The following is an 18,229-nucleotide window of genomic DNA, read 5'->3' as shown; positions in this document are numbered from 1 at the left end:
GCAGGGCGCTTGATTATACTCATTAACGCTTTCATGGATTCGGTTAATTAACCGCGATTACCTGTTATTAGCAAAATAATCAGGAATGCCTCGCTCTAAAAATAATAAAAACACTTTCATTGATGTACCAGAGGAAATAAATATGTTGCTGGATACTACCGTTGAAACAAAAAAGGGTGCCCCTACCCGTTATTTAATATTGCTCATTATCTTTATTGTTACCGCAGTCAATTACGCTGACCGCGCCACGCTCTCTATTGCCGGAACGGAAGTCGCCAAAGAGCTGCAGTTAAGCGCCGTGTCGATGGGCTACATCTTCTCCGCCTTCGGCTGGGCCTACCTGCTGATGCAGATCCCCGGCGGCTGGCTGCTGGATAAGTTCGGTTCGAAAAAGGTTTATACCTACAGCCTGTTCTTCTGGTCGCTGTTCACCTTCCTGCAGGGCTTTGTGGATCTCTTCCCGCTGGCGTGGGCAGGCGTTTCAATGTTCTTTATGCGCTTTATGCTCGGCTTCTCCGAGGCACCGTCCTTCCCGGCTAACGCCCGCATCGTGGCGGCCTGGTTCCCGACCAAAGAGCGCGGTACCGCATCGGCGATTTTTAACTCCGCCCAGTATTTCTCGCTGGCGCTGTTCTCCCCACTGCTCGGCTGGCTGACCTTCGCCTGGGGCTGGGAACATGTCTTTACCGTGATGGGCGTGATTGGCTTTGTGCTGACCGGCCTGTGGGTGAAGCTGATTCACAACCCAACCGACCACCCACGCATGAGCGCTGAGGAGCTGAAGTTCATCAAGGACGGCGGCGCGGTGGTCGACATGGATCACAAAAAGCCGGGCGACAAAGCGGCCAGCGGTCCGAAGCTGCATTACATCAAACAGCTATTGTCCAACCGCATGATGCTGGGCGTGTTTTTCGGGCAATACTTTATCAACACCATCACCTGGTTCTTCCTCACCTGGTTCCCGATTTACCTGGTGCAGGAGAAGGGGATGTCGATTCTGAAGGTGGGTCTGGTGGCCTCCATCCCGGCGCTGTGCGGTTTTGCCGGTGGCGTACTGGGCGGCGTCTTCTCGGATCACCTGATTAAGAAAGGGAAGTCGATTACCCTGGCGCGTAAGCTGCCGATTGTGCTGGGTATGCTGCTGGCCTCCTCAATCATTCTGTGCAACTACACCAACAACACCGCGCTGGTGGTAGGGCTGATGGCGCTGGCCTTCTTCGGTAAAGGGTTTGGCGCTCTGGGCTGGCCGGTTATTTCCGATACCGCGCCAAAAGAGATTGTCGGCCTGTGCGGTGGTGTGTTTAACGTCTTTGGCAACGTAGCGTCAATCGTCACTCCGCTGGTGATTGGCTATCTGGTCAGTGAACTGCATTCGTTCAACGCGGCCCTGGTGTTTGTCGGGTGTTCGGCGCTGATGGCGATGTTCTGCTACCTGTTCGTAGTGGGTGACATCAAACGTATGGAATTGCAGAAATAAGCAAAGGTATAAGCGATGAGTAACGATATTTTCCCGAACAAATTTAAAGCGGCCCTCGCGGCGCATCAGATTCAGATCGGCTGCTGGTCCGCGCTGGCAAGCCCAATCAGCACCGAAGTGCTGGGGCTGGCTGGTTTTGACTGGCTGGTGCTGGACGGTGAACATGCGCCGAACGACGTCACCACGTTTATCCCGCAGCTGATGGCGCTGAAAGGCAGCCACAGCGCGCCGGTTGTGCGCGTCCCGACCAACGAGCCGGTGATTATCAAGCGCCTGCTGGATATTGGTTTCTACAACTTCCTGATCCCGTTTGTGGAGAACGTCGAAGAGGCGGTGCAGGCGGTGGCCTCTACCCGCTATCCGCCGGAGGGTATTCGCGGCGTGTCGGTCTCCCATCGCGCCAATATGTTTGGCACCGTGCCGGACTACCTGGCCCAGTCGAACAAGAACATCACCATCCTGGTACAGATTGAGAGCCAGCAGGGCGTGGATAACGTTGATGCCATTGCCGCCACTGACGGCGTAGACGGCATCTTCGTCGGCCCAAGCGATCTGGCGGCGGCCTTTGGCCACCTGGGTAACGCTAATCATCCGGAAGTGCAGCGCGCCATTCAGCACATCTTTGCCCGCGCCAAAGCGCACGGTAAGCCGTCCGGCATTCTGGCGCCGGTTGAGGCCGATGCCCGCCGTTACCTGGAATGGGGCGCGACCTTTGTTGCCGTTGGCAGCGACCTTGGCGTGTTCCGCTCCGCCACCCAGAAGTTAGCTGATTCCTTCAAGAAATAACCACCACCACTGAATAAAGAGAGACGCAAATATGACACTGAAAGTTGGTTTTATTGGCCTGGGTATCATGGGTAAACCAATGAGTAAAAACCTCATCAAAGCAGGTTACTCACTGGTGGTTGCAGACCGTAACCCGCAAGCCATTGCCGACGTGATTGCCGCAGGCGCAGAAACCGCCGCCACGGCAAAAGCCATTGCCGAGCAGTGCGATGTGATCATCACCATGCTGCCAAACTCCCCGCACGTAAAAGAGGTGGCGCTGGGTGAAGGCGGCATCATTGAAGGAGCCAAACCGGGCACCATGGTGATCGACATGAGCTCCATCGCACCGCTGGCCAGCCGTGAAATCAGCGAAGCGTTGAAAGCGAAGGGCATCGACATGCTGGATGCGCCGGTGAGCGGCGGCGAGCCGAAAGCCATCGACGGTACCCTCTCGGTGATGGTGGGCGGCGATAAGGCGATTTTCGACAAGTACTACGACCTGCTGAAAGCGATGGCCGGTTCTGTGGTGCATACCGGTGAGATTGGCGCGGGTAACGTAACCAAGCTGGCAAACCAGGTGATTGTGGCCCTGAACATTGCGGCGATGTCCGAAGCGCTGACCCTGGCGACCAAAGCGGGCGTGAACCCGGATCTGGTTTATCAGGCCATTCGCGGCGGCCTGGCGGGCAGCACCGTACTGGATGCCAAAGCGCCAATGGTGATGGATCGTAACTTCAAGCCGGGCTTCCGTATCGATCTGCACATCAAGGATCTGGCCAACGCGCTGGACACGTCTCACGGCGTGGGTGCGCAGCTGCCTCTGACCGCGGCGGTGATGGAGATGATGCAGGCCCTGCGTGCCGACGGGCTGGGCACGGCGGACCACAGCGCCATCGCCTGCTATTACGAAAAACTGGCGAAAGTGGAAGTCACTCGCTAACAAAGACGGGCGCGGGAACGCGCCCGCTATTTTTGCCTTAAGCGGTAACAGGCTATAACTATGAAAATCGTAATCGCCCCTGACTCTTATAAAGAAAGCCTGTCTGCCACCGAGGTAGCGCGGGCGATAGAAAAAGGCTTTCGGGAGATCTTTCCCGATGCAGAGTATGTTTCGGTTCCCGTGGCGGATGGCGGGGAGGGAACGGTTGAAGCGATGATTGCCGCCACCAACGGCACAATGCAGCACGCAGTTGTGACGGGCCCACTGGGCGAAAACGTCAATGCCTGCTGGGGGATCTCCGGCGATGGCGTGACGGCATTTATCGAGATGGCGTCTGCCAGCGGTCTGTCACTGGTTCCACCGGCACAGCGCAACCCGTTAATCACCACCACCCGCGGGACGGGGGAGCTGATCCTCGCGGCACTGGATAAAGGCGCGCGCAATATCATTATCGGGATTGGCGGCAGCGCGACCAACGACGGCGGCGCGGGAATGGTTCAGGCCCTCGGCGCAAAACTGACGGATGCCAACGGCACCGAGATCGGCCACGGCGGCGGCAGCCTGATGGCGCTGAACAACATTGATATTTCGGCTCTCGATCCGCGCCTTAAATCCTGCGCGATCCGCGTGGCCTGCGACGTGAGCAATCCGCTGATCGGCGAGCAGGGCGCATCCCGCATCTTCGGCCCGCAGAAAGGGGCGACAGAAGCCAACATCCTGGAGCTCGACAACAATCTTTCCCACTACGCAGACGTGATTAACGCCTCGCTGCGTATTGATGTCAAAAATGTACCTGGCGCAGGCGCGGCAGGCGGCATGGGCGCCGCGCTAATGGCGTTTCTCGGTGCGGAGCTGAAAAGCGGCATCGAAATCGTCACCCAGGCGCTCAATCTCGAAGAGCATATTCACGACTGTACCTGGGTTGTGACCGGTGAAGGGCGCCTGGACAGTCAAAGTATTCACGGCAAGGTGCCGGTGGGCGTGGCGCGCGTCGCCAGCAAATACCGCAAGCCGGTGATCGGCATTGCCGGCAGCCTGACCACGGATGTCGGCATTGTGCATCAGTACGGCATCGACGCGGTGTTCAGCGTTCTGACCAGCATCAGCACCCTGGAGGAGGCGTTCCGCGGCGCGTTTGACAATATTTATCGCGCCTCGCGCAATATTGCCGCCACCCTGCAGGTGGGGATGCGCACGGAAGGGTGACAGCGGCGTACAAACCCTCTATACTGCGCGCCGAAGCTGACCAGACAGTCGCCGCTTCGTCGTCGTCCCTTTCGGGGGAGACGGGCGGAGGGGAGGAAAGTCCGGGCTCCATAGGGCAGGGTGCCAGGTAACGCCTGGGGGGGAAACCCACGACCAGTGCAACAGAGAGCAAACCGCCGATGGCCCACGCAAGTGGGATCAGGTAAGGGTGAAAGGGTGCGGTAAGAGCGCACCGCGCGGCTGGTAACAGTCCGTGGCACGGTAAACTCCACCCGGAGCAAGGCCAAATAGGGGTTCACATGGTACGGCCCGTACTGAACCCGGGTAGGCTGCTTGAGCCAGTGAGCGATTGCTGGCCTAGATGAATGACTGTCCACGACAGAACCCGGCTTATCGGTCAGCTTCAACTCTTTATAAAACCCCGCTTCGGCGGGGTTTTTGCTTTTATGTCTCAGACAGCCATAGATGAAAATGTGATACAGACGAGGCATATCAACGCCTGTTCTGCCCTGAATACTCTAAAGCGTGGCAATCGTTACAGCCTTTTTTTCAGACTACGCATTTCAAGCTTTAGCCTTGTCACCAGCTCGAAACATTGTCCATACAACAAAAGCTTTAACACCGCCAACTGTCAGTAAAACTCGAGATTGAGTAGTGTTTACCGAATGTTACGGATGAAAATTTACCTTAAGTCAAATACTTGTTGTTTATGTGGTTATTGTTTGTAAAATGACCATCGGAATTATTTTTATAACAAGTAGAAGGACTTATGAAACAGTACAACAACGATCTTACCCCGGAAATTCTGGCAAGCCTGAAAGAGCCAGCATTCACCCCTGAACAAATCGCTGAAATGCCCGAAGATGCCCGTAAAATTGTCATGAAACAGCTGGCGTTACAGCAACGTCCCGTCGCTGCCGTTTATCGGCCTGCTGTTGCAGGGAGTCTGACACGGCGAGGAGGTATTGCTGATGAATTTGAACCCGATCCGAACAAAGGCGCAAAAGCCCTGCTCAGTAATGGTCAGTATGCCAGTGTATTGTATGAAGGCTGCACCGTTACCTATGCAGATGGCACAAAGAGCAGGATTGCCACCAGCGCAGGTCAGTCTCACACCGTGGCAGGTAAAGGAATGGGGCTGGTCGGAAGGCTTCTGGAAAACGGGGATGAAATTATCAGCACGCCTGCTAACTGCGGATTTATTGTTAAGTATGAAGATGATCCTGTTCCGGAGGATTTTTTATCTGCCCATGAGGTAGCGTAATGGGACATCGTTCAGATTGCTACGGACGGGGAACGGCGCTGGAAGGTGATAAAACGACCACTGGCGCTGTCTGTATTGCTTCTATGTCCAACGATACCGAGCACGGGCGCAGAGTCATGCGTGTTGGTGATAAAACGACCCGGTGTCCCAAATGTGGCGAACCTGGTGTTGTGGTTTCGGGAGAACCACGCGATACCAATATGGGGAAAATAGCCGCGGTAGATGGTTCAGTCGTGCGCTGTGCCTGCCCTTCAGGGTCTAACTGGATTATCGCACCTGCCGGGCAGTGGGTAGGGCCGGGAGTGGATCCGTCGATTGCCGCGCAAGCACAACTATTTGCAGAACGTAAAGCCGCTCAGGAAGCAGAAGAGAAGCGACGGGCAGAAGAGCGGGAACATAACCGGGTTTTTGCAAAATCCTGTCTTCGTGGTGAAGGCTGTAACGATGCAGGGACGCAGCAGGAGCCTCATACCAATTTTGCTGATATGGGCTTGTTTAAGGCGGCTCCTGCTACGGATGCAGCAACCGACTCAGATGCACCACAGCACGCACAGACAGCAAAGAAAAAGCCACCAGCCCCGGATATCCCAAAACCGAAGAAGCGCAGCACCCTGTACAAGTGGTTTAACGGCAACCATGAAGAAATGGAGTACCAGGCCGCAGTTGCAGCCGCAGCCAGTGCAACCAGAGCACAGACAGCTACCGCCGGGGTTAACGTTCTTGAACAGATTGGCGGGCGCTTTGCTACCTATGGCACATGGGCGGTACGCGGTGCTGAAATCGCCACGGCTGGTGCAGGCGCATCCGTTGCCGGGTTTTTAGTGGGTATGATGCCCGGACGGCTGAACGACGGTGAGCAAGATTTCATCGACCGAATGCGGCTTGCACAGATGAGTGAAGCGCCCACGCGCGTTCGCTACACATGGGAGAATGACAGTAACGGAAACCCCGTCCCGCATGGCTGGCACACCCCGTCCGGTAAAGACAGGGTGCGGGTCCGTAAAATGCAGTGGGACAGCACCCGACAGGCGTACACCTTCACCACCGAGGAAGAAAGCCCGGTAACAATTATCTGGACCCCGGACCATTCTGGTGTACGCACTCCGTCAAATACAGGTAATCAAACCCCACTCAGGCTACCGGGAACGATCCTTGTTAACCCTCTGCCGGATGGAACTCAGATCACCAGTACGTCAACCCCGGCACCGGATGAGAAAAATTTCGCGGATTACATTCTGATCCTGCCTGTGTCAGACATTCCGCCGATTTATATCTATCTTAATGCGGATCACAAATACCACACGGCACCAAAAGGCGCTCCGCCCTTACCAGCGTTCCCTGATGCGAAAAGAGCACCACGTAAGACTGCTATTCAAGGTGGCGGGCAACTTCGCGCCCGATGGAAAGATTCCAAAGGTAAAATTTACGAATGGGATTCTCAGCATGGCACAGTCGAAGTCTATGATCGTTCGGGCCGTAAACATTTAGGCGAGTTCAATCATATAACTGGTGAGCAGACCAAGCCAGCAGATCCAACCAGAAAGGTAGAAAAGTGATGATAATCTATTCTGTGGAAGTTTTTGATAAACAAAGTGAAGAGTTAGTTTTAGAAGTAGAGATCCCTCAAAGCAAATTGAAGGAAGTTACTGCTATTATGGGATGGGGACAAGATGACGAAGATGCATTTGTCAAAGGCATCGCAGGATTTAATGTTAGCCAGAAACAGGCATTGAATTTAGAGAATTTACTCGGTGAAAAATTTTATTCAGATAACGTTATCGTGCAAATTTCTGGCGGAGAAATAGCTTGAAAAAGATATTCAGCGATTATTCTGAAAGTAATTTTTTAGAGTGTGTCCGTAGATTATGCAATTTTGCAATATAACCGAAAGTGAAGACATCAAAAATATTTTAGATTTTAAACAGCTTACGGAACATCCCGCAGGTCCTGATCTTATCTTTTACCCTGAAGACGGACAGGACGATAGCCCGGAAGGTATCGTTCAACTGGTCAAAGAATGGCGCAAAGACAACGGTAAACCAGGCTTTCGCGGTGAGTAAATTACATGTGTGAACAGAAAGGCTGGGTTTTATCCCGGCCTTTCTGTTATTTGCTAATTCGCTTTATCTGCAACACAAAGTGGAATACCAATAAAGCGCAGCGCTCTTTATAAGTGGTTCAACGGCAATCACGAAGAAATGGAATATCAGGCCGCAGTTGCAGCCGCTGCCAGTGCAACCAGGGCACAGACAGCTACCGCCGGGGTTAACGTTCTTGAACAGATTGGCGGGCGCTTTGCTACCTATGGTACATGGGCGGTACGCGGTGCTGAAATCGCAACGGCTGGTGCAGGCGCATCCGTTGCCGGGTTTTTAGTCGGTATGATGCCCGGACGGCTGAACGACGGTGAGCAAGATTTCATCGACCGAATGCGGCTTGCACAGATGAGTGAAGCGCCCACGCGCGTTCGCTATACATGGGAGAATGACAGCAACGGAAATCCCGTTCCGCATGGCTGGCACACCCCATCCGGTAAAGACAGGGTGCGGGTCCGTAAAATGCAGTGGGACAGCACCCGACAGGCGTACACCTTCACCATTGAGGAAGAAAGCCCGGTAACAATCATCTGGACCCCGGACCATTCTGGTGTACGCACTCCGTCAAATACAGGCAATCAAACCCCACCCGGCTACCGGGAACGATCCTTGTTAACCCGTTGCCGGATGGAACTCAGATCACCAGTACGTCAACCCCGGCACCGGATGAGAAAAATTTTGCGGATTATATCCTGATCCTGCCTGTGTCAGATATTCCGCCGATTTATATCTACATTCGCAACAATCCGGGACAAGTCACAGGTAAAGGTCAGAAAGTTACAGGTACATGGTTAGCTGATGCGGGTCAGGGTAACGGCTCGCTTATCCCGTCTCAGATAGCTGATAAACTGCGTGGGCGTACATTCTCCAGTTTTGATGGGTTTAGGGAAGCATTCTGGGAAGAAGTCAGTAAAGCCCCTGAGCTATCAAGACAATTTCGGGGAGCGAATATTCGACATATGCAGAAAGGAAGAGCGCCAGTATCTTTTAGTGATGGCAGAGTCGGTGGGAGAACAAAGTTTGAAATACATCACATCAAACTCATAAGCAAAGGTGGTGAGGTCTACAATGTGGATAATATGGGCGTTATAACCCCGAAGCGCCACATAGAAATACATTCCGCAGGATCGAGGAAATAATATGATGGATAGGAAAGAAATCTCTGATTATACCGAGAACGAATTTTTGGGCTTTGTACGTAAAATCTTTAATGCTGAAGGGGAAACTGAGCAGGAAGATGTGGAAAATATCCTGGAGTTTGTAAGGTTATGCGAACATCCTTCTGGTTCGGACCTTATCTTTTACCCTGAAGACGGACAGGACGATAGCCCGGAAGGTATCGTTCAACTGGTCAAAGAATGGCGTAAAGCCAACGGTAAACCTGGCTTTCGCGGTGAGTAAATCACATATGTGAACAGAAAGGCTGGGCTTTATCCCGGCCTTTCTGTTGATGTTTAATCAGTTTTATCTGTCACACAAAGTGAGATACAGTCTGCGACACAAGACAATCCTAGCGCTGTAGATACCTGACGTATGGTCGAACGAAGCCGCCTTATCGGTCAGCTTCAACTCTTTATAAAACCCCGCTTCGGCGGGGTTTTTGCTTTGTGGCCGGCAGGAGTTACTTCGTCATTTCAATTTTTGGTGGCTGCCAGGTGCCATCAAGAATGGCTTTTTCACCCCAGTAGGCGCGGATATAGAGTGAGAAAACTCCGTCAGGCGCCGGAAGCCAGTTATTCACTTTTGCCTCACCCGGATTGGTTTTGCTCACATACAGCGTCAGCGAACCATCAGCGTTATATTTGAGGTTCTGATTTTTTGTCCCCAGCGAATAACGATTCAGTTCGTTCGGGCTGAACAGATGCTTACTGTTGTACAGCGTCAATGACCAGAATCCCTTAACAGGCGGAAGGCCCCCTCGCGGGAATGTCACCGTGTAATCATGATCGCCTGAAAGCTGGCTGCCGTTACCCGCATTGTCGGTGTAGAAATATTGGGTTTCATCAGGCTTATTATCGAACATATTCGATTTTGACGTCCCGGTACGGTTGTAATAATCGACCCCGAACTGGGCATTATTCTTCGAACGGTTCCAGCCGTTGCCCGCCGGTACGCCATTATTTTTCCATTTAAAGAAATCGGCGATGACGGTTTTATCCGTTTGAACTGCGGCTTCGTCCATCCATTTACGAATTTGCGGATCCTTTTTACCGGCCTCAACCAGATGACGATACTGGGTATACATGGCCTCTTCACCCGGCAGTGGCGGAACTTTATTCAACACGTTAGCAAACTGGTCAAAGAATTTTTCTGGAACAACCCACCGGGTTTCACCGGAATTTGGATCCGGTTTATCACCAATCGCCGGGATTGTAGAGTATTCATATGACTTCATTTTGCCCGTGAATTCGCTGAGCGGGTACGTCATCACCTCTTTGATGGGGGCCTGAATTGCGGCGCGATCGTCTGGGGTATCATCCATCTGAATGCGCGGGATAACGTTCGCCATCTCAGTGGATGAATGTATTACGCCTTCGAAGCCTTTTGGCGTCTCCCCTTTCCAGTTAGGCCCAACCAGAAGATAGAAGCCCGGTTTGGTCCCGTAGGGTTTGCCCACATTACCAATCTGATTCGTACGCGCGTCATAGATAGCATAGACCCAGAAGCGCTCGCCAAAATCAGGAACCTGAATGACCGCCGGCTCTTTATCCAGTTCAAAGAAGCCCAGGCCGTAAGCCACATCCTGGTTTGGACAGGTCACAAAGGTCTCCTGCGGCTTGATATAGTCGGTCAGCATGCTCAGCTGACCCATCGGCGCGACGGGCACCATGCCGCCATTCAGCGCAGGATACGGCGCTTTGGTGATCGTCTCGCGACGGTTAAACTGGTTTACCATCGGCCAGCCCCAGATATAGGCCTGCTGCGCGATGGCTTTGACATAAGATTCCGGCATCGTCACTTCTGCCGGTGTGGTTGCCAGTTCATCAAACTTTGTCGCCTGAGGAATGGTTAAAGGAGCGGACTGTGCCGTTACGCCAGCGCTGAATATCAGGGCGGTCGCTACTGTCAGATATTTAAGCTTCATAATTGAACACCTTACTTATTTGTTTGAACCAGGTCGTCAAGAGCCCGGATATCGTCATTAAAATTCAATTAAGCAATGGGTTAAGGTCGATAATGAGCACGCCTCACTTTTGTCAAAGAAAGGCATAGCGGCGCTCTCGTTTTTAACAATAAAAACGGTTAAGGTATTTGAATGCGTGTTGCTTAATCTGGTTTATTAGTTTACGCGCATTTTTTGTTTGCGATAGTCCATGCCGGGACTTATGCCGAAATTGACGCCCGGTGTTGCCCTGAGGACTATAATGTCAATTTGCATTATTACTAACGGAGAGTGCGATGCAGTTTGTCTTTGAAAAAATTCATGAGCACTACCGGACTCTTGACCTTAATAAGCACCAGGAGGACGTTATTGCTTGTGCAAAAACTTTTTCATTCAACGCAAATGAACCACTTATTATAGAGCCAGGTTCAATTTATTATGTTTCGGAAGGCGTATTATCAATCGCAATGGATGAAGATCCCAGAATCATTGGTACTACTATCGAATTTATGCCCGTCGGTCTACTGGAGTGGATGTGCCCGGTCATCTCCTTCAACTATATGACGCTTACTGCTGTAACAATATTACAAATAAGTGTGGATGATTTTGAACGGATATTTTACGACACATCTAAGAGTTATATGAAAGAGCTGACGACAATTCTTTCCTATATGCTCATTGTGGCTTTAGATGTTCATGTCGAGAGAAGAACAGATTCTGGCTATCACACTATCAAAGCCATGTTACGGCGCTATCTTTACCGAAGAAGCGTGAATACCAAGGAAAATGAGGGGATTGCGAACTTTATCATTCGCAGAACCAATCTCTCCAGAAGTTATGTTTTTCGGGTGCTCGCAGAATTAAAGGAAGGGCAATATATCACTGTTAAAAAAGGGAAACTGATTTCAATCGACAGGACCCTGCCACATGATTTTTAGTACTGGCAACTATCAGGCGTAAGGCTCGTAAAATCCCTGTGCTTACATACAAAATTGTTTATATACTTTCTCACAGATCCTCATCCGTAATTGAAAAATACTCCCCGGGTTCTTTCCTGACAGATAATTAAGGATTGTGAGATGAAAAAGATTTTCCGTATCGCGCTGCTGACGGCATCGCTGACAGGCTTTGCTGGCGTGGCACAGGCGGCAGAGGTGACAACTGCGCCGCAGCCTGCCCAGGATCCTGTCGTTCAGCAATTGAAACTCAGCAGTGAGCAGACCGCGAAGATTAAGGCTCTGCACCAGCAACTGGAAGAAAACGTCAATAAGATTCCGACCAACGACGTAAAAAATGGCACGCTGATCGACGTGATCCAGTCTGGTAAATGGGATGAGAAAGCGGTGAAGGGCCAGCTGGCTGCGATCGGCCACATTGAGGAGCAGGCGCGTTACTATCGCGTGAAATATTACTTCGATGTGAGCCAGGTTCTGACTCCGGAACAGCGCGCCGAGGTACGCTCACAGATTGCCCAGGCCATGAGCCAGTAAGCCATTCGTGCAGGCCGGGTAAGCATGAGCAAACCCGGCAGCATGGACTCAGACAGGCAAATCAATCAGCAGCGCACGCAAAGGCGTGTCGGCTACCAGCGTGATATTCGCCTCGTCGCGGATAAACGCCCCATCCCCGCAGGTTAACGCTTCACGCTCCTCTGCTGGGGTCTGCGCATGTACCGTGCCGTGAATAGATTGCAGGTAGGCGCGCGGGCCGTGCAGCTGAAAACTCAGACGCTCCCCTTTATCCAGTTCGATATGGTGCAGCCACACCTGCTGGCGAAGTTGCAGGCTGCCTGAACTGCCATCCGGCGAGGCCAGCAGCTGCTGTTTCGCATCCAGCAGGTCGATCTTCTGCAGCAGCGGGTTTTCCCGCTCCGGGCAGGCATCCAGCCACAGCTGCAGACGCGTCAGCGTCTTGTCTTTGCTGAGGTTATGTTCGCTATAGCTGATGCCGGGCTGGGTGGCTATCAGCAATGCTTCACCGGCTTTCGCCTGGACATGGTTGCCCTCGCTGTCGCGGTACTCTGCTTCGCCTTCAAGGATCAGGTTCAGGATATCCACTTTTGGATAGGTACGCGGCTGGAACGAGGCCCCCGGTGCGAGAACTTCCTGGTTCAGTACACGCAAAGAGGCATAGCCCAGCAGTTTCGGGTCAAAGTAGTGTCCAAAGGAAAAGGTGTAGCGGGCCTGCAGCCAACCGAAATCGGCTTGTCCGCACTGTTTAGCTGTTCTTGTCGTAATCATAAAACTTGACCTCTCTTTACACTAAAACAATGGTAAAGGTATGGACGCTGCATTGTTAGCCAGATATTCTGCCCGGTATGTTCAAATTTCCTGAATGAGAACGCCATGGCTAAAGAGAGAGCATTGACCCTTGAAGCGCTGCGCGTGATGGACGCCATCGATCGTCGCGGTAGCTTCGCTGCAGCAGCAGATGAACTGGGGCGCGTGCCATCTGCCCTGAGCTACACCATGCAGAAGCTGGAAGAAGAGCTGGATGTGGTGCTGTTTGACCGCTCCGGTCACCGAACAAAATTCACCAACGTCGGGCGAATGCTGCTGGAGCGCGGGCGCGTGTTGCTGGAAGCGGCGGATAAGCTGACCACCGACGCCGAAGCGCTGGCCCGCGGCTGGGAAACGCACCTGACGCTGGTCACCGAAGCGCTGGTACCTACTGCGGCACTCTACCCGCTGGTGGAGCGTCTGGCGGATAAAGCCAATACCCAGCTTTCCATTATCACCGAAGTGCTTGCCGGGGCGTGGGAGCGTCTGGAGCAGGGCCGGGCGGATATTGTGATTGCGCCGGACATGCACTTCCGCTCTTCGTCGGAGATCAACTCCCGCAAGCTCTATACCGTAATGAATGTGTACGTTGCCGCGCCGGATCACCCGATTCATCAGGAGCCCGAGCCGCTGTCTGAAGTGACCCGCGTAAAATACCGCGGCGTGGCGGTGGCCGATACCGCCCGCGAGCGTCCGGTGTTAACCGTTCAGCTGCTTGATAAGCAGCCGCGCCTCACCGTCAGTACGCTGGAAGATAAACGTCAGGCGCTGCTGGCCGGTTTGGGTGTGGCCACCATGCCGTATCCGTTTGTCGAAAAAGATATTGCCGAAGGGCGTCTGCGGGTTGTCAGCCCGGAGTACACAAGCGAAGTGGATATCATTATGGCGTGGCGTCGTGACAGCATGGGCGAGGCCAAATCCTGGTGTCTGCGCGAGATCCAGAAGCTCTTTACCCAGAAGTAACCTGTTGGCCCGGCAAGCATAGCGCCGCCGGGCAACCTGTCATTTGTTCAGCAGTGGATCCGGCCCAAAGCGGTTTTCACCTTCCGTACCGCGCTGGCAGTTGAAGATCACAATGATCAACCAGCCGATAATCGGAATGAGCGCCAGCAGCAGCCACCACGCCGTTCGGTCGGTATCATGCAGCCGGCGAAACAGCACGGCCCATGAGGGCAGCAGCACCAGCAAGCCATACAGGGTGGTCAGAATGCCTTCGCCGCCAGCCCGTTCCCAGCCCAGCATCTTGTCGATCAGCCCCAGCACGCAAATCAGAATGAAGTTCACCAGGGTGAACATCCAGAACTCTTTGCGCCGGGCGCGACCTTTAAACCCAATATAATTCCGCAGTACTTTCAGATACCAGTCCATGTTTTTGACCTCAATAGCAATTAATCACTTGTTTTTTAAGCGATCCACTAAAGCATAGACGGGAATAAAGGGGTGTAAAGGGCGCCGGAACAGCGCCCCTGAGGCTTAGCCGAAGCGGACGTCGCGCCCGTGCGGTTCGTTCAGATCCTGCCACGGGCCAATGGAAATAATGCCCGTCGGATTGATGGTTTTATGGCTGCGATAGTAGTGGTTACGGATGTGGTCAAAATCGACCGTCTCCGCGATCCCCGGCATCTGATAAATGTCGCGCAGGAAACCGTACAGGTTGAGGTAATCGCTGATCCGGTGTTTGTCGCACTTAAAATGGGTGACGTAAACCGGGTCAAAGCGCACCAGCGTGGTCCACAGACGAATATCCGCTTCGGTCAGCTGGTTGCCGGTCAGATAGCGGTGCTGGCCCAGGATCTGCTCCAGACGCTCCAGCGACTTAAAGACGTTGGTCACGGCTTCATCATAGGCTTCCTGGCTGGTGGCAAAACCGGCCTTATAGACGCCGTTATTGACGTTGTCGTAGATCCAGCTATTCAGGTCATCAATCTTATCGCGCAGCGCAGGCGGATAATAATCGCCCGCCCGGGCTCCGTGGGCATCAAACGCGGTGTTAAACATGCGGATGATTTCGGCCGACTCATTGCTGACGATGGTCTGATTTTTCTTGTCCCACAGTACCGGAACGGTAACGCGGCCGGTGTAGTGCGGATCGGCGCGCAGGTAGAGCTGGTAAAGAAAATCATGGTGATAGAGCGAGTCGCCGGTGGCCGCCGGGAAGTCATCGCCAAAGGTCCAGCCGTTCTCCAGCATCAGCGGATGCACCACCGAGACGGGGATCAGCGAGTCCAGCCCCTTCAGGGCGCGGACGATCAGGGTACGGTGCGCCCACGGACAGGCCAGAGAAACATAGAGGTGATAACGATCTTTCTCGGCCGCAAAGCCGCCTTCACCGCTCGGGCCAGGCGCACCGTCGGCGGTGAGCCAGTTACGGAAGGCCGAAACAGAACGTTTGAAACGTCCCCCGGTTGATTTGGTGTCATACCAGGTATCCTGCCAGACGCCGTCTACGAGTTGTCCCATTTATTCCTCCTTAGATAGCAAAAGCGAGGAGAGATCTCCTCGCTTTTTGATTCAGTATAGCGTGCTTACCACTTCTTATTCAGGACGCGGTCGATACTGAACGCACCCGGACCGGTGATAGCCAGCAGCAGGTAACCGCCCGCGATGGTCAGGTTTTTCATGAACATCAGAGAGTTCACGCCTTCCGCAAAGTTGCTGTGGAACAGGAACGCGGTCAGCAGGGTGAAGCCTGCGGTGAACAGCGCGGTAGTACGAGTCAGGAAACCGAACAGGATTGCCAGACCACCACCCAGTTCAAGCAGAATGGTCAACGGCAGCAGGAACCCCGGAACGCCCATTGCTTCCATATACTGCTGGGTACCGGCATAACCACCGATTTTGCCCCAGCCTGCAGTAATAAACAGGATTGGCATCAGAACGCGCGCTACCAGTACACCAACATCTTCTAATTTTTTCATCTTACTCTCCAGGGAACCATTTGGGCTGTGAAACCTATTTAATGTGCAAAATCGGGCGGATGCCGCGGTCTCGCTGTCGATGGAGAGAATCATAAACGGGGCGAATGCCGATTGTTAGCAAGGAAAACTGTCAATCTTTATCAAAGATATTGAGCAAGCAGAGGGGGAGGGGATAAAAATAAAGCGCCCTCAGGCGCTTTACGAGTGGAGCAGGCTAAACGTCAGTGCGTTTCGGATTTGCGAAGCTGTTGCTGGGTAAGTGTGGTTTTAACCAGCTTCCAGGCGCTCCAGATACCAAAGCCACGACGCGCCCAGCGGATCAGCCTGTTCGGATGGCGGACAGCTTTCACCGCCAGGATACTGCTCCCTACCAGCGCCCAGGCGCGCAGGTTGAGGAACATCGTCCATCCGCGATCGTAACTGTGCGTCGCTTCCAGCCAGTCACGGCTGCCGGCCGACAGATCCAGCCTTTGCTGCTGGATCTGGCTCAGCAAAAATGCTTTTTCTCGCTCACGTTCCGATCGGCTTCTGCTCACTTTTTGTCATCCTCCAGCAACGACCGATCGTTGGCCAGTTCCTTACGGGTATGATGTAACAGGGTGGAGTGGCGCACTTTGCGCATCGTCCATATTCCCCCAATCAGGGCGGCAAGCAGCAGCACCACGGTGGTGCCAATCATCACATTAAGACGATACTGCGGATCGACTGCCCAGATAATCAATACCATCAGGCTCATCAGGCCAAAGGCGGCGAAGAGCATGGTCAACCCCAACATCAGTAGCAGCTGGAAGAGGTTAGCTTTCTCTTCTTCCAGTTCAACCACTGCCAGCCGGATTCGCGTCTCAGCGATGCCGACAAGTGTGGTTAAAATCCGCTGTCCGATACCGAGGACGTTTTTTGCGGGCCCTTGTGGTTGACGTGAATCTTCCATAATTAACGTCGCGTAAGCAGCATGCCGATGACAACGCCCACCGCAGCACCAATGCCTACGCCGGCCCAAGGATTCTCACGCACGTACTCATCAGCGCGCGCGGCGGCCTCACGGGTCTGTTTCGCCAGCACGTCGCTGGTTTCACCCAGGCGATAGCGGCTCTCGTGCAGGGCCTTCTCCGCTTTATTGCGCAGTTTGCTCAGCTCTTCTTTCGACTTGTCGCTTGAGGAGCTCAGCACCTCTTCCAGGGTATCCGCCAGGGACTTCAGTTCAGCGCGTAAATGGTCTGACGTGGTATCTTTTGACATGATTCTCTCCTGTTACGATGTCCATTAGATCAGTAGTCGCGAGACTCAAGCGCTTTCAGTTCGTTCTGCGCTTCTTGCAGTTTATGCTCACGTTTGGCAACTTTATCCGCATCGCCTTTCTCTTTTGCTTCCGTCAGATCCCGACGGCGTTCAGCAATCTCCTCTTTCTGCTCGGCAATCTTGCGCTGATGATCGGCGCGCAATTTGCTGTCGGAGCAGTTAGCTTTGACTTCGCTCAGAGCTTTTTTCAATCCATTGATTCTGCTCTGATTGTTATGCTTTTCAGCGTAACTGATCTCGCGTTGGATATCCTGTTCCTTCTCCTGACAAAGAGATGAAGCGAACGATGCTGTGCTCAAAGAAAAAAGGGCGAGGCCCAGGGCGATGCGGTATTTCATTGTTGAAACCTTCCATTGTTTTCGACATAACCTGCGGGAATGTCGATCTCCAGGGTCGTGCGGAGTACGAATGAGAGGTGCTCCGCGTACTTAAGCATAGTAAGTAAACGGTGATATCACCAAAGTGAGTGAAAAGATTCAGAATAGTGGAAATTTAACCTAACAGGCGCGACGTATCTCGCAGACGCGTCAGCCATGCTGCCGTCTGACTGTTGTCATCCTGCTGAGCAATGATGTAGCCATGCGGCAGGCTGCGATCGAGCACCTTCTTCGCGGCAGCGCTCTCTACGCTGGAGTCGAAGGTGATCAGCAGCACGTCGTTCTGCGGAGTAATGCTTTTGAACTGAATGCCGTTGGCATCCAGATGATGCCAGATGGAGAAACCATCCGGCATGCTGACGCCCTGACTGACGGCGCGGATAGCGAGCGTCGACTCCTGCTTTTGCAGCGCAGACCAGGCCAGCAAGAGCGCGCTGAACATCACCAGCGCGATCATGGCATAAGAGAGACGACGCAGTGACGCGTTTGAACTGGCCATTAC

The 18,229-nt window shown here is 53.2% G+C and carries 22 protein-coding genes, 1 other RNA gene and 2 pseudogenes; 15 read left to right on the top strand and 10 right to left on the bottom strand.

The features are described from left to right. Nucleotides 1-142: 142 nt before the first annotated feature. The 12 genes and pseudogenes from garP to FHN83_RS08640 all read left to right on the top strand — a co-directional run bounded on the left by garP (nucleotide 143) and on the right by FHN83_RS08640 (nucleotide 9,152). Nucleotides 143-1,477, top strand: coding sequence for a galactarate/glucarate/glycerate transporter GarP (gene garP, locus FHN83_RS08690; RefSeq protein WP_039031682.1), 1,335 nt, complete (start codon nucleotides 143-145; stop codon nucleotides 1,475-1,477). Nucleotides 1,478-1,492: 15 nt separating this feature from the next. After that, complete coding sequence (gene garL / locus FHN83_RS08685) at nucleotides 1,493-2,263, top strand: 2-dehydro-3-deoxyglucarate aldolase (protein ID WP_039031683.1); 771 nt, start codon at nucleotides 1,493-1,495, stop codon at nucleotides 2,261-2,263. Nucleotides 2,264-2,294: 31 nt separating this feature from the next. Beyond that, the gene (gene garR, locus FHN83_RS08680; protein WP_139563689.1) at nucleotides 2,295-3,185 is read left to right on the top strand and encodes a 2-hydroxy-3-oxopropionate reductase; all 891 of its coding nucleotides are present in this window, start codon (nucleotides 2,295-2,297) and stop codon (nucleotides 3,183-3,185) included. Nucleotides 3,186-3,245: 60 nt separating this feature from the next. Next, nucleotides 3,246-4,391: a glycerate 2-kinase gene (garK, locus tag FHN83_RS08675; RefSeq protein ID WP_139563688.1), complete on the top strand. Its 1,146-nt coding sequence runs from the start codon at nucleotides 3,246-3,248 to the stop codon at nucleotides 4,389-4,391. 32 nt (nucleotides 4,392-4,423) lie between these two features. Further along, an RNA gene (gene rnpB, locus FHN83_RS08670) (RNase P RNA component class A) lies at nucleotides 4,424-4,800 on the top strand. 360 nt (nucleotides 4,801-5,160) lie between these two features. Beyond that, entirely contained in the window at nucleotides 5,161-5,655 is a 495-nt protein-coding gene (locus tag FHN83_RS28215) for a hypothetical protein (RefSeq protein WP_176556489.1), read from the top strand. Beyond that, the gene (locus tag FHN83_RS08660) at nucleotides 5,655-7,211 is read left to right on the top strand and encodes an S-type pyocin domain-containing protein (RefSeq protein WP_139563687.1); all 1,557 of its coding nucleotides are present in this window, start codon (nucleotides 5,655-5,657) and stop codon (nucleotides 7,209-7,211) included. Before FHN83_RS28215 ends, FHN83_RS08660 begins: the two co-directional genes overlap by 1 nt. Next, nucleotides 7,211-7,465: a DUF7683 domain-containing protein gene (locus tag FHN83_RS08655; RefSeq protein WP_419146416.1), complete on the top strand. Its 255-nt coding sequence runs from the start codon at nucleotides 7,211-7,213 to the stop codon at nucleotides 7,463-7,465. Before FHN83_RS08660 ends, FHN83_RS08655 begins: the two co-directional genes overlap by 1 nt. Further along, nucleotides 7,462-7,715, top strand: a pseudogene (locus FHN83_RS08650) (bacteriocin immunity protein). Before FHN83_RS08655 ends, FHN83_RS08650 begins: the two are co-directional and overlap by 4 nt. Before the next feature lie 138 nt (nucleotides 7,716-7,853). Continuing rightward, a pseudogene (locus tag FHN83_RS28575) lies at nucleotides 7,854-8,425 on the top strand (S-type pyocin domain-containing protein); the annotation flags it as partial. A gap of 30 nt (nucleotides 8,426-8,455) precedes the next feature. Further along, a complete protein-coding gene (locus FHN83_RS28570) occupies nucleotides 8,456-8,890 on the top strand; it encodes an HNH endonuclease signature motif containing protein (RefSeq protein ID WP_419146415.1) in 435 nt (144 codons plus the stop codon). A 4-nt stretch (nucleotides 8,891-8,894) separates the two neighbouring features. Continuing rightward, nucleotides 8,895-9,152 (top strand): bacteriocin immunity protein, encoded by a 258-nt coding sequence (locus FHN83_RS08640; protein WP_139565432.1) that lies wholly within the window; start codon nucleotides 8,895-8,897, stop codon nucleotides 9,150-9,152. A gap of 220 nt (nucleotides 9,153-9,372) precedes the next feature. On the opposite strand, the gene FHN83_RS08635 is transcribed toward FHN83_RS08640, so the two are convergent. Beyond that, nucleotides 9,373-10,836 carry a DUF1254 domain-containing protein gene (locus tag FHN83_RS08635; RefSeq protein WP_139563685.1) on the bottom strand — a complete coding sequence of 488 codons (1,464 nt, stop codon included), beginning with the start codon at nucleotides 10,834-10,836 and terminating at the stop codon, nucleotides 9,373-9,375. Nucleotides 10,837-11,150: 314 nt separating this feature from the next. On the opposite strand from FHN83_RS08635, the gene FHN83_RS08630 reads away from it, so the two are divergent. Then, entirely contained in the window at nucleotides 11,151-11,792 is a 642-nt protein-coding gene (locus tag FHN83_RS08630; RefSeq protein WP_139563684.1) for a helix-turn-helix domain-containing protein, read from the top strand. A gap of 141 nt (nucleotides 11,793-11,933) precedes the next feature. Continuing rightward, entirely contained in the window at nucleotides 11,934-12,344 is a 411-nt protein-coding gene (locus FHN83_RS08625) for a Spy/CpxP family protein refolding chaperone (protein ID WP_039031686.1), read from the top strand. Between the two features lie 48 nt (nucleotides 12,345-12,392). Here the strand turns inward: FHN83_RS08625 and FHN83_RS08620 are convergent, their stop codons facing one another. Beyond that, nucleotides 12,393-13,094, bottom strand: coding sequence for a pirin family protein (locus FHN83_RS08620; protein ID WP_039031687.1), 702 nt, complete (start codon nucleotides 13,092-13,094; stop codon nucleotides 12,393-12,395). A 105-nt stretch (nucleotides 13,095-13,199) separates the two neighbouring features. Between FHN83_RS08620 and FHN83_RS08615 the strand changes: the two genes are divergently transcribed. After that, entirely contained in the window at nucleotides 13,200-14,096 is an 897-nt protein-coding gene (locus FHN83_RS08615; protein ID WP_039031688.1) for a LysR family transcriptional regulator, read from the top strand. A gap of 39 nt (nucleotides 14,097-14,135) precedes the next feature. Here FHN83_RS08615 and FHN83_RS08610 read toward each other — a convergent pair whose 3' ends face one another. The 8 genes from FHN83_RS08610 to mzrA form a co-directional block, all read right to left on the bottom strand. After that, nucleotides 14,136-14,501, bottom strand: a complete 366-nt coding sequence (locus tag FHN83_RS08610; protein ID WP_039031689.1) for a DUF805 domain-containing protein — start codon at nucleotides 14,499-14,501, stop codon at nucleotides 14,136-14,138. 105 nt (nucleotides 14,502-14,606) lie between these two features. Beyond that, complete coding sequence (locus FHN83_RS08605) at nucleotides 14,607-15,593, bottom strand: glutathione S-transferase family protein (RefSeq protein WP_039031690.1); 987 nt, start codon at nucleotides 15,591-15,593, stop codon at nucleotides 14,607-14,609. Nucleotides 15,594-15,658: 65 nt separating this feature from the next. Further along, on the bottom strand, nucleotides 15,659-16,051 hold the full coding sequence (locus tag FHN83_RS08600; protein ID WP_176556488.1) for a DoxX family protein: 393 nt from the start codon (nucleotides 16,049-16,051) through the stop codon (nucleotides 15,659-15,661). A 221-nt stretch (nucleotides 16,052-16,272) separates the two neighbouring features. Next, nucleotides 16,273-16,587, bottom strand: coding sequence for a YqjK-like family protein (locus FHN83_RS08595; protein ID WP_039031692.1), 315 nt, complete (start codon nucleotides 16,585-16,587; stop codon nucleotides 16,273-16,275). Then, entirely contained in the window at nucleotides 16,584-16,982 is a 399-nt protein-coding gene (locus FHN83_RS08590) for a phage holin family protein (protein WP_039031693.1), read from the bottom strand. Before FHN83_RS08590 ends, FHN83_RS08595 begins: the two co-directional genes overlap by 4 nt. A 2-nt stretch (nucleotides 16,983-16,984) precedes the next feature. After that, on the bottom strand, nucleotides 16,985-17,290 hold the full coding sequence (locus FHN83_RS08585; RefSeq protein ID WP_039031694.1) for a DUF883 family protein: 306 nt from the start codon (nucleotides 17,288-17,290) through the stop codon (nucleotides 16,985-16,987). A 29-nt stretch (nucleotides 17,291-17,319) separates the two neighbouring features. Further along, nucleotides 17,320-17,688 (bottom strand): DUF1090 domain-containing protein, encoded by a 369-nt coding sequence (locus FHN83_RS08580; protein WP_139563683.1) that lies wholly within the window; start codon nucleotides 17,686-17,688, stop codon nucleotides 17,320-17,322. Between the two features lie 154 nt (nucleotides 17,689-17,842). Then, nucleotides 17,843-18,226 (bottom strand): EnvZ/OmpR regulon moderator MzrA, encoded by a 384-nt coding sequence (mzrA, locus tag FHN83_RS08575; protein WP_039031696.1) that lies wholly within the window; start codon nucleotides 18,224-18,226, stop codon nucleotides 17,843-17,845. Nucleotides 18,227-18,229: the final 3 nt, after the last annotated feature.

The sequence above is a fragment of the Leclercia adecarboxylata genome, assembly GCF_006171285.1.
Lineage (GTDB): Bacteria > Pseudomonadota > Gammaproteobacteria > Enterobacterales > Enterobacteriaceae > Enterobacter > Enterobacter barmai.
This window is presented reverse-complemented; position numbering and strand designations above follow the sequence as displayed.

What these genes read in the sequence shown, in the direction of transcription:
- FHN83_RS08625 (WP_039031686.1), top strand. Translation starts at nt 11,934, where the DNA reads ATGAAAAAGATTTTCCGTATCGCGCTGCTGACGGCATCGCTGACAGGC.
- FHN83_RS08635 (WP_139563685.1), bottom strand. Translation starts at nt 10,836, where the DNA reads ATGAAGCTTAAATATCTGACAGTAGCGACCGCCCTGATATTCAGCGCT.
- FHN83_RS08590 (WP_039031693.1), bottom strand. Translation starts at nt 16,982, where the DNA reads ATGGAAGATTCACGTCAACCACAAGGGCCCGCAAAAAACGTCCTCGGT.
- FHN83_RS08630 (WP_139563684.1), top strand. Translation starts at nt 11,151, where the DNA reads ATGCAGTTTGTCTTTGAAAAAATTCATGAGCACTACCGGACTCTTGAC.
- FHN83_RS08585 (WP_039031694.1), bottom strand. Translation starts at nt 17,290, where the DNA reads ATGTCAAAAGATACCACGTCAGACCATTTACGCGCTGAACTGAAGTCC.
- garL (WP_039031683.1), top strand. Translation starts at nt 1,493, where the DNA reads ATGAGTAACGATATTTTCCCGAACAAATTTAAAGCGGCCCTCGCGGCG.
- FHN83_RS08580 (WP_139563683.1), bottom strand. Translation starts at nt 17,688, where the DNA reads ATGAAATACCGCATCGCCCTGGGCCTCGCCCTTTTTTCTTTGAGCACA.
- FHN83_RS08605 (WP_039031690.1), bottom strand. Translation starts at nt 15,593, where the DNA reads ATGGGACAACTCGTAGACGGCGTCTGGCAGGATACCTGGTATGACACC.
- FHN83_RS08610 (WP_039031689.1), bottom strand. Translation starts at nt 14,501, where the DNA reads ATGGACTGGTATCTGAAAGTACTGCGGAATTATATTGGGTTTAAAGGT.
- garR (WP_139563689.1), top strand. Translation starts at nt 2,295, where the DNA reads ATGACACTGAAAGTTGGTTTTATTGGCCTGGGTATCATGGGTAAACCA.
- mzrA (WP_039031696.1), bottom strand. Translation starts at nt 18,226, where the DNA reads ATGGCCAGTTCAAACGCGTCACTGCGTCGTCTCTCTTATGCCATGATC.
- FHN83_RS08660 (WP_139563687.1), top strand. Translation starts at nt 5,655, where the DNA reads ATGGGACATCGTTCAGATTGCTACGGACGGGGAACGGCGCTGGAAGGT.
- FHN83_RS08615 (WP_039031688.1), top strand. Translation starts at nt 13,200, where the DNA reads ATGGCTAAAGAGAGAGCATTGACCCTTGAAGCGCTGCGCGTGATGGAC.
- FHN83_RS08640 (WP_139565432.1), top strand. Translation starts at nt 8,895, where the DNA reads ATGGATAGGAAAGAAATCTCTGATTATACCGAGAACGAATTTTTGGGC.
- FHN83_RS08620 (WP_039031687.1), bottom strand. Translation starts at nt 13,094, where the DNA reads ATGATTACGACAAGAACAGCTAAACAGTGCGGACAAGCCGATTTCGGT.
- FHN83_RS08600 (WP_176556488.1), bottom strand. Translation starts at nt 16,051, where the DNA reads ATGAAAAAATTAGAAGATGTTGGTGTACTGGTAGCGCGCGTTCTGATG.
- garK (WP_139563688.1), top strand. Translation starts at nt 3,246, where the DNA reads ATGAAAATCGTAATCGCCCCTGACTCTTATAAAGAAAGCCTGTCTGCC.
- garP (WP_039031682.1), top strand. Translation starts at nt 143, where the DNA reads ATGTTGCTGGATACTACCGTTGAAACAAAAAAGGGTGCCCCTACCCGT.
- FHN83_RS08655 (WP_419146416.1), top strand. Translation starts at nt 7,211, where the DNA reads ATGATAATCTATTCTGTGGAAGTTTTTGATAAACAAAGTGAAGAGTTA.
- FHN83_RS28215 (WP_176556489.1), top strand. Translation starts at nt 5,161, where the DNA reads ATGAAACAGTACAACAACGATCTTACCCCGGAAATTCTGGCAAGCCTG.